At 57.7% G+C, this 8413-nt stretch carries 9 protein-coding genes and 1 pseudogene; all 10 read right to left on the bottom strand.

Annotated elements, in window-relative coordinates:
- Position 1 precedes the first annotated feature (1 nt).
- Positions 2 to 1591 (bottom strand): 2-isopropylmalate synthase, encoded by a 1590-nt coding sequence (locus GTN70_04145; protein ID NIO16180.1) that lies wholly within the window; start codon positions 1589 to 1591, stop codon positions 2 to 4.
- A complete protein-coding gene (locus GTN70_04140) occupies positions 1584 to 1760 on the bottom strand; it encodes a hypothetical protein (GenBank protein NIO16179.1) in 177 nt (58 codons plus the stop codon). Before GTN70_04140 ends, GTN70_04145 begins: the two co-directional genes overlap by 8 nt.
- 276 nt (positions 1761 to 2036) lie before the next feature.
- Positions 2037 to 2663: a DUF502 domain-containing protein gene (locus tag GTN70_04135; protein NIO16178.1), complete on the bottom strand. Its 627-nt coding sequence runs from the start codon at positions 2661 to 2663 to the stop codon at positions 2037 to 2039.
- 167 nt (positions 2664 to 2830) lie between these two features.
- A complete protein-coding gene (locus tag GTN70_04130; protein ID NIO16177.1) occupies positions 2831 to 3313 on the bottom strand; it encodes a transcription elongation factor GreA in 483 nt (160 codons plus the stop codon).
- A 208-nt stretch (positions 3314 to 3521) separates the two neighbouring features.
- A complete protein-coding gene (locus tag GTN70_04125; protein NIO16176.1) occupies positions 3522 to 4037 on the bottom strand; it encodes a rubrerythrin in 516 nt (171 codons plus the stop codon).
- Between the two features lie 254 nt (positions 4038 to 4291).
- Positions 4292 to 4372, bottom strand: a pseudogene (locus GTN70_04120) (rubredoxin).
- Between the two features lie 45 nt (positions 4373 to 4417).
- On the bottom strand, positions 4418 to 5674 hold the full coding sequence (locus GTN70_04115; protein ID NIO16175.1) for a M48 family metalloprotease: 1257 nt from the start codon (positions 5672 to 5674) through the stop codon (positions 4418 to 4420).
- A 192-nt stretch (positions 5675 to 5866) separates the two neighbouring features.
- On the bottom strand, positions 5867 to 6481 hold the full coding sequence (locus GTN70_04110; GenBank protein NIO16174.1) for a hypothetical protein: 615 nt from the start codon (positions 6479 to 6481) through the stop codon (positions 5867 to 5869).
- A gap of 103 nt (positions 6482 to 6584) precedes the next feature.
- Positions 6585 to 7994 carry a protoporphyrinogen oxidase gene (gene hemG / locus GTN70_04105; GenBank protein ID NIO16173.1) on the bottom strand — a complete coding sequence of 470 codons (1410 nt, stop codon included), beginning with the start codon at positions 7992 to 7994 and terminating at the stop codon, positions 6585 to 6587.
- Positions 7991 to 8413 (bottom strand): hypothetical protein (locus GTN70_04100; GenBank protein NIO16172.1); only part of this gene is annotated, 423 nt, incomplete at its 5' end. The genes hemG and GTN70_04100, both read right to left, overlap by 4 nt.

The following is an 8413-nucleotide window of genomic DNA, read 5'->3' as shown; positions in this document are numbered from 1 at the left end:
CTTATGCCGTCTTTGCCTTTCTTGCCGTTCTTGCTGAAGCCTTCTTCTTCGCCGCCGGTTTTTTCTCCTTCTTCTCCTTCTCTTCGAAGTAGATCGCCTTGTTGATGGCTGCGATGTAGGCCTTGATAGCCGCCTCGATGATATCGGTGCTCGTGGCCCTGCCAAGATACACGGAGCCGTTTGCCCGGACCCTGACCGTGGCGTCACCCACGGCATCCTTGCCGCTCGTCACGGCGTTCAGGTTGAAGGAGACGAGCCTGAACTTGCGCTTCACGATCCGCTCGACGCACTTGTAGGCCGCGTCGATGGGCCCGTTGCCCGTCGAGGCCTCGTCGATGACCCGGTTCTTGTGCACCACCTTCAGGGCGGCCATGGGAATCCCCTGTGATGCCGAGAGGATCTGCACGTGCCTGAGCCGGTACGTCTCGGGGATCTTGAAGAGCTCCTCTTCGATGATGATGGAAAGGTCCTCGTTCATGACCTCCTTTTTCTTGTCCGCAATCTCAATGAAGCGGTCGAAGACATTCCCGAACTGGGTATCGGTAAGCGTATATCCCAACTCCTTGATCCTGTCCTTTACGGCGTGCCTCCCAGACCGGGCGGTGAGGACGAACTGGTGGGCCGACACGCCCACGTCCTCGGGCTTGACGATCTCGTAGGTTGCCCTGTCCTTGAGAATCCCGTCCTGGTGTATCCCCGATGAATGGGCGAAGGCGTTGCTCCCCACGATCGCCTTGTTCGGCTGGACGACGAGCCCCATGAGGTTGCTGACCATCCGTGATGTCTTGTATATCTCCTTCGCGTTGATCCCCGTCGTGTAATTCCCGATGAAATCCTTCCTCGTGCGAAGGGCCATCACGACCTCCTCCATGGAGCAGTTGCCCGCGCGCTCGCCGACTCCGTTCACGGTCACCTCCACCTGCCGTGCCCCATTTTTGATCGCCGCGAGGGTGTTGGCGCTTGCAAGCCCCAGGTCATTGTGGCAGTGCACCGAGAGGATCACCTTGTCGAGAGCCGGGACGCGCTCCCGGAGCCGGCGAATCCTCTCCCCGAACTCCTCCGGTATGGCGTACCCGACGGTATCGGGAACGTTTATCACCGTGGCTCCCGCCTTGATGACCGCCTCGATGGTTCTGCACAGGTAGTCAAAATCGGTCCTGGAGGCGTCCTCCGTCGAAAACTCCACGTCGGGGCAGAGGGACTTGGCAAACTTCACCGCGTCCACCGCCCAGTCGAAGACCCTGTCCCTGTCGGCCCTGAACTTCTTCTGAATGTGAATGTCCGACGTGCCCACAAAGGTGTGTATCCTCGGCCGCTCCGCGTTCCTGACCGCCTCCCAGGCAACCTCGATGTCTTTTTTCACCACCCGGCAGAGGCCGGCAATCACCGGGCCTTTCACCTCCCGGGCGACTGCGCTCACCGCCTCGAAATCCCCCGGCGAGGACACGGGAAAACCCGCCTCGATCACGTCGACTTTCAGGACGGCAAGCTGCTTTGCGATCTCGAGTTTTTGCTCCATCGCAAGCTTTGCCCCCGGTACCTGCTCCCCGTCACGGAGCGTGGTATCGAAAATGAAAACTCTCTCAGCCATTTTGCTCCCTCCTGTCACGTATTTGCTCTATTTTTTCCTGCCCTGTTTCACGCCGGCCCATCCCAGCCCCCTCGCATAGGGGAAACGCGTCGTAGGGCAGGGGAAATCCATTCGAGCCCTCGTTTTTTTTCACATCCACGATTCTGTCCCTCATTTTGAACGGTTCCATCAATGTTGCCCCCTGCATCAGGGTAAATAAAAAAGCCGCGGTGACCTCGAAGTCGATGCGGCTTTTCCAAAACAAAAAAGCCGCGGTGCCCTGTGGCGCCCGCGGCTCGAATTTTCCTTCACCCGTAGATTAACGGCCTGCGGACACCACCCCCGTTAGGAGCAGAAGTAGTGCGAGGCCAGATGTTCTCTTTCCCGTGAAATCGATCATTTTCTCTCCGCGTTTACCCGATATAGAGATCCACTATACAGTTATCGCCCCGGTGCTGTCAACTCTTTAATTCTTTTTCCCGCCGCCATCGATGTAATCCGGTGCCGCCGTCCCTCCCGACGCGACGACACGCATCCCCTCCTCGACAGACAGGCGGGTCCTGACCATGTCCTCTTCCTTGATGAAGAGCACGTCCCCCAGGTAGAGGTTGTTCGTGGGCACGTAAACAGCGATGAGCTCGTCATCCCCACACAGCATCTTCTTCGTCAGGAATCCCACGGCATAGCTGTCTGTGCGGGGATACCTGACGAGGACCACTTCCCGGAAGGAATCCATGTTCTCGGGGGAAAACGCCTCTGTCAGGGTTTTCAGGGTCGAATAGATCGACTTGGCCAGCGGTATCTTCTTCAGCACCGTCCCTATGAAGTCCAAAAACCGGCTGATGAGGAACGTCTTGCTCAAGAACCCGACGAGAAGGATTGCGATGATGCCGAGCACGAAACCCGTCCCCGGGATGGGGGTCCTTTCGTAACCGGGCAGCAATAACTGCAATATGCGGTACACGACGGGTGAAAAAAGAGCGTCAATTTTCCTGAAGAACCAGAGGATGAAAAAAACGGAAAGAGCGATAGGAATGACGGAGAACAATCCCGCAAAAAAATACTTCCTGAAAATTTCCCTTATTCTTTTCACTCCACCCCCCCTCGTAATTATTCTTGTAATCCCCCTCCATATTCCTGGTTGTCTTCTCTTGTGATGGAAACCGTATGTGGTTGAAAAGGATGGCTGCAGGCACACGGATATGCTGCGGACTTGCCTTCCAGGGACATTTCACGGGAGTGCCCGCTCACCCCGACCCTTCATTCGAGGACATCGCCAAAATAGGTGATTACCCTCTCGACCCTGTATTCCCGTTCTCCTTTCGGGACCTCCACAAATACCTCATCGCCGGGAAATGCTCCCACGAGGTTCCGGGCGATGGGGGACATGATGGAAATATAGTGGGGGTTGCTGTCCATGGCTTCGGGAGGCACCAGGACGTACCTCTTTTTTTCCCCCGTGTCGATGTCCGTCACCTCAACCGTCGAGCCCAGGCTTACCCTGTCCCGGGGGATCTCGCTCATGTTGATCTTCGACAGATCCTCTATCCGCCTGTTCAACTGGTCGAGCCGGCCGATGAGGGTCGACTGCCTCTCCTTGGCGGACTCATACTCGGCATTTTCCGAGATGTCGCCCTGCTCGATGGCAGCGCCTATCTCGCGGGGCAGCTCCACCTTCAGCTCGTATTCCAGCTCTTCGGCCTCAGCCTTCAGTTTCTCTACTATTGCTTCCAGATCGAACATCGCCAAACTCCAGTGCAGCGTTGTGTGCCCGGCAGGTTTCCGCGTTTACGGGTTTTGAAGCCCGAACCGTTTTTTCCGGAGACCGCCACCGGGATGGGTGTTCAGCCGGTGCCGACATCGCATGTTTCGCCGCAGGTATCGTTACTTCCCTTTTCGGGGAAAGGTGACGGAAAAACCCGTTTGTCCCGGCGTGTCTCTATGCCTGCATTTACTCCATTTCGACGGAAAACTCCTGGTAATCGAACCAGAAGCCGCTATCAGAAATCGAATCGATCTCCGCCTGAATGATCTTCTTGTGGACCTCCTCCTCGGCAGCCAGGGAGAGAAAAAGCTTCTTCAGCACTTCATCTTCCGTTTTCTCCGCCTGCCGGAGGTAATACTTGTTCGCAAGGATCTCATACTCCAGGGCCACCTCCAGCGCCTTGAGATCGTCCAGCGTATCGATGTCGAGGTTCAAGAGGTCAACGTCAGCCTCTCCCGTTTCCACCACCGCTCTCTGCGCCTCCTCGGTAACGGGAAGAACCCACGGCTTCCCCTCCATCATGACGTGAAGCTGCTTTTCCAGCTTTTCAAGGTGCCCCAGCTCATCCATTGCCAGGTTCAGCAGGACGACCCGGCCCTTTTCGTCCTTCGTATTTTTTGCAAACTTAAGGTACCGTTTGCACGCCCCCTTCTCGTTCCCGATAGCAATATGGATCGCCTTCACCACTTCCGATAGCTCCATTCCGTCCCCTCCTTGTCTCATTTTCCCTCTCTTCCCGGACGTCAGGACTCCATTGAGGCAGTCCCGGGAAAAAACGCGAACCCACACTTTCTCTATAAGCAAAACGGTACAAAGACCGTGCAAAAGAACACGTTAGGGACTATTTTATCAGGTTTTTCCTAACAAAATTGACCTTTTCTTCAACAAGCGGAAAAAGAGCGGAAAAGGCACCCGGCAGTACATCATCCCCCCATCAACTCGAACTCCTCCCCCGGGGCACCGCATACGGGACAAATGTCAGGGGGGGCATCTCCAAGGTGAATGTAGCCGCACACTTTGCACCTCCACTTCTTCATCCGACTCCTCCACCGGGCTTTTCAGCGAGATGCCGGCCGCCCCCCTTATCTGGCTAACCCCTCGTACTTTGCCGCTTTCTCGGAATCCCCCATTTTTCTGTAGCACTTTCCAAGGTACTTCGCCGCGGTTTTCGTCGGCATGCTCTCCATGCTCTTTTCGAGGTGGACAACCGCCTGACCACACTTTCCCACCTCGTGATAGGATATTCCGAGATAAACCCGTGACTCCGCAAGCTCGGGGTCGATCTGCACCGCTTTTTCGAGATACTCTATTGCGGCGCCAGCATCATCGTCAAGGAGAAAGACGAGGCCCGCTTTGGTGTGAAACGGCGCCTGGTCCGGCTCCATCTCCATTGCCCGGCGAAATTTTTCCAGCGCCCCCCGTCTGTCTTTCTTGTTCAGGAGTTTTACCCCCTCATCATAGACATCGTAAGCCCGCTGGACCTCTCTCAGCCGTTCCGTTCTGTCGATGAATACCCCCTCGTTGACAACATACCCCTTCCCGTCGAGGGACTGCGGGTGCTTTTCCCTGCTGTATCGCTTCACATTTTCCAGCCGCTCCTCGGAGAAAGGGTGGGTACGGAAAAGCCCCTCTATCCAGATAGTGTTTTTCCCCCGCTCGAACTGCTTGTAAAAATACTCCTGGAGATCGATGGCACCCCTCGGGTCGTAGCCCGCCTTTACCATGTAGTCGACGCCGAGGTAGTCCGACTCCCTCTCCTGCTCCCGGGAAAACCCGTTCTGGATGAGGCCGGCCCCGATGGAGGAGAGCTGCATGGTCATGTTCGAACCGCCGGCAACGGCAACACCCAGCAGCGCGATGTTGAGCCCGAGGGCCCTCTGGTATGCGGCGACGGAGTGCCTCGCCGTCGCATGCCCGATCTCGTGGCCCAGGACGCCAGCGAGCTCACCCTCGGAGGAGAGGCCGACGAGGAGCCCCCTGTTGATGACGATAAATCCTCCCGGAAGCGCAAAAGCATTCGGCACGGAGGAATTGAGGACCCGGAAGGTGTAGGGAAGTCCGGGCCTGTGGGACACCTTCGCCAGCCTGTCGCCAACAGACTGCACGTACCCCTCCAGCCGTTGGTCCCGGTAAAACCCGCCCTCCTGCTGGACGATGGGAACGTAGGATTTTCTCCCCAGCTCGATCTCCTCCTCTTCCGTAACACTGACGAGGTGAAACTCCGTTTTCCCCGTCACCGGGTTTACCGCGCAGCCCGAAAAAACAAGCGGCACGATGCAGGCACTTACCGCGAGGAAAAGCCAGAAACCTGCCGAAATGATCCTGTTGTATCCACTCATAACAAGCCTCCAGAGGGGCCGGCTCCCCCTGCCAGCCAACGGCGCCGCGTACTCCCGCCGCACCAGTTATCACCCGACTCTTTTCCGATACGAACCCCGCAACCAGCTCCGCTGTCCTGTTTCCCACCGCCATGACTGAGGGTGAAATCAAGGGGGGAAAGAAAAACACTCTCTCGTATCGGGTACATAGAGCTACCGTTCCATAATTTCCTGAAGATAACCAAAATTGATTCCCCCGGCATACTCCTTGAGGAGGTCGGCCGATCCTATCCGGTATCCCCGGACGGAAATGAGGACCTTTTTCCTGAACACGAGCTTGAGCTCCCCCTCCCGGGTAGCGGGGTCGTAGAACAGGTTCGCCCTGTTCCCCCCGACCCGGACAGGCTCGGATTCGGGCGAAAAGAGCAGCGGGTTGTCTACCACCGCGAAAATGCCCTGAAGAAAGGGATTGTCCATGAACACATCGATGACCACCTTCGCCCCCCCCTTCGTGTATTCGCGGCTCGCCTGAATGCCTCCTCCGAGGTATGCAGAGGATGCGCCCGTTATGTCGACCTCCTTTTCTTCCCATCCCGGAAGGGCCCCGGGAAAGACAGCTTTCAGCCGCTCGCTCTTTTTCCTCCGGACAAGCTGGATCGCAAATTCCAGCTCCCTGATCGTTTCGTTGTAATCACCGCTTTTGTACAGCTTCTGTGCCTCGCCTATCGTGTCCTCCACGTCGTCGGCAAGCGACGGCGAGGGAAAGTGCGGGAAAACGAGCAGGGAAACCACCACGAGCGCGACCGCCGTGGACCACCTTCCGGCCATGATACCCCCCTTCAAGCCCTTTTATTTCTGAGACGCTTCCTGATTCTATTTTATTGAAAAGTTTTTCTCCGGAAAAGAACAGATCCGAGGGCGAAAAGGGGCGTCACTCCCAGAGGTAGGAGAGCACCTGGTTGGCCGTGTCCCGGGAATTTCTCACGCAGTCGTTCAAGCCGATGCCCTCGTAGGCGTTGTTGTTGAGGAACAGCCCGCCCACCTCGCGGAGCCGGTCCCTTATCCTTCCCATCCGTGCAGGATGGCTGACGGGGTATTGTGGTATTCCCATCTCGTGCCGGTAAACCCTTGAAAAGACATGGCCATCCTTGATCCCGAGAATGTCCTCCACTTCCTGTTTCATCATGCCGAGCAGCTCTTCATCCGGGCGAAAGGCAAGCTCAGGGCTCCTCGCACCCCCGATCATCCCCCTGATGAGGGCATGGCCTTCGGGGGCCCGGTTCGGAAAAATGCTCGAATCGAAGAGTATCCCCAGCACCCTCCTGCCTTCACGGCGGGGCACGAGAAACCCGAAGGCATCGAGCACCCGGCCGTACTCCCTCTTCTCGAAACCCAGGGCCACCGCCGCTATCGGCGCGTAGGATATGTCCCCGATCAGGTCAGAAAGCTCCCCGTCCACATCGCTTACGAGGGGGGAGGCGGTGTATGCGGGTGCGGCCACCACCACGGCGTCCCCGGCCTCCTCAAAATCCTGGCCACGGCAGATATACTCGACGACGAAGGTCCTCCCCTCTCCCCTGCGGACCTTCACCACGTTGCAGTCCCGGCGGAGGGAAAAAGCGCCCCTGCCCACGATCTCCCCGATCAGGGACTGAACACCCCCCGTAAAGGACATGAGCACGCCCCCGGGCCCGGCCGGCCCTCCCGCCGCCGTGACCCCCATCCTCCTGCGCTCCCGCATCTTTCCCACCATCCCCTTCACGAGGCCCCCGTATTCTTTCTCGAGGGCATACACGAGGGGAAAACAGCTCCTCAAGCTCATCTTTTCGGGATCCCCCGCGTAGACGCCCGCCGCCATCGGTTCGATGAGCAGCTCGGCCGCCTCTGCGCCGAGCCTCCTCTTTGCAAAGGCGAAAAGGGATTCCTCTGCGCCGTCCCTCTTTGCAGGAACAAAGGGCTCCATGGCAACGCGGAACCTCCCCTTCAGGGAGAGAATATCGGAGGCGAAGAACTCCCCCGGCGACTCGGGAAGCTTCTTGAGGCGCTCATCGACGAACACATACCGCTTCCGGGAGGAGTCGGAGCTCGCAAGGAGCAGGTCATCGATACCGAGACTGCCGCACAGATCGAGGGTTTCCGGCTTGTTCGTGAGAAAACCGTTGGGGCCCCATTCCACGGTGAAACCTTCCTCGTGGAAGGTCTTCATCTTCCCCCCCGGCTCCGCCTCCTTTTCCAGGACGACGACGGAGAGATCATCTCCCCTCTCATCGGCAAATCGCCTGACGTAATATGCCGTTGCAAGCCCGGAGATCCCGCCGCCCACGATGACGACCCTCTTCATTTCCCAGCCCCCGTTCCCGTCGAGGAGGCGGCTGCGTCGAGGAGGTGGCTGAGCACCGCGTCGCCGAGGGCGCTTATGAACAGATCGCATTCGTTCAGGGAATCTGTCCTGATGAAGTTGAGACCGATCTCTTCCGCCATTTCCCTGAACAGCACGTCCATCTCATAGAGAGTCTCCAGGTGATCGGACACGAAGCTGATCGGGACCATGACGAGGTTGTCGAACCACGACTCCCGGACGAGCCGGATCGTTTCTTCCGTTCCCGGCTCGAGCCAGCCCTTCCCGACCCGTGATTGGAAGGAGAGGTAGTGGGTCAAATGAGTAAATCCTTCCATGACGAGCCTGACCGTTTTCTCAACCTGCTTCAGATAGGGGTCCCCCTCCTCGATGACCTTCTTCGGAAGGCCATGTGCGGAGAA

The organism is Deltaproteobacteria bacterium, from assembly GCA_011773515.1.
In the GTDB taxonomy this organism is placed as follows: Bacteria; Desulfobacterota; Deferrimicrobia; order J040; family J040; genus WVXK01.
Note: the sequence above shows the minus strand (reverse complement) of the source record. Positions and strands in the feature narration are given on the sequence as shown.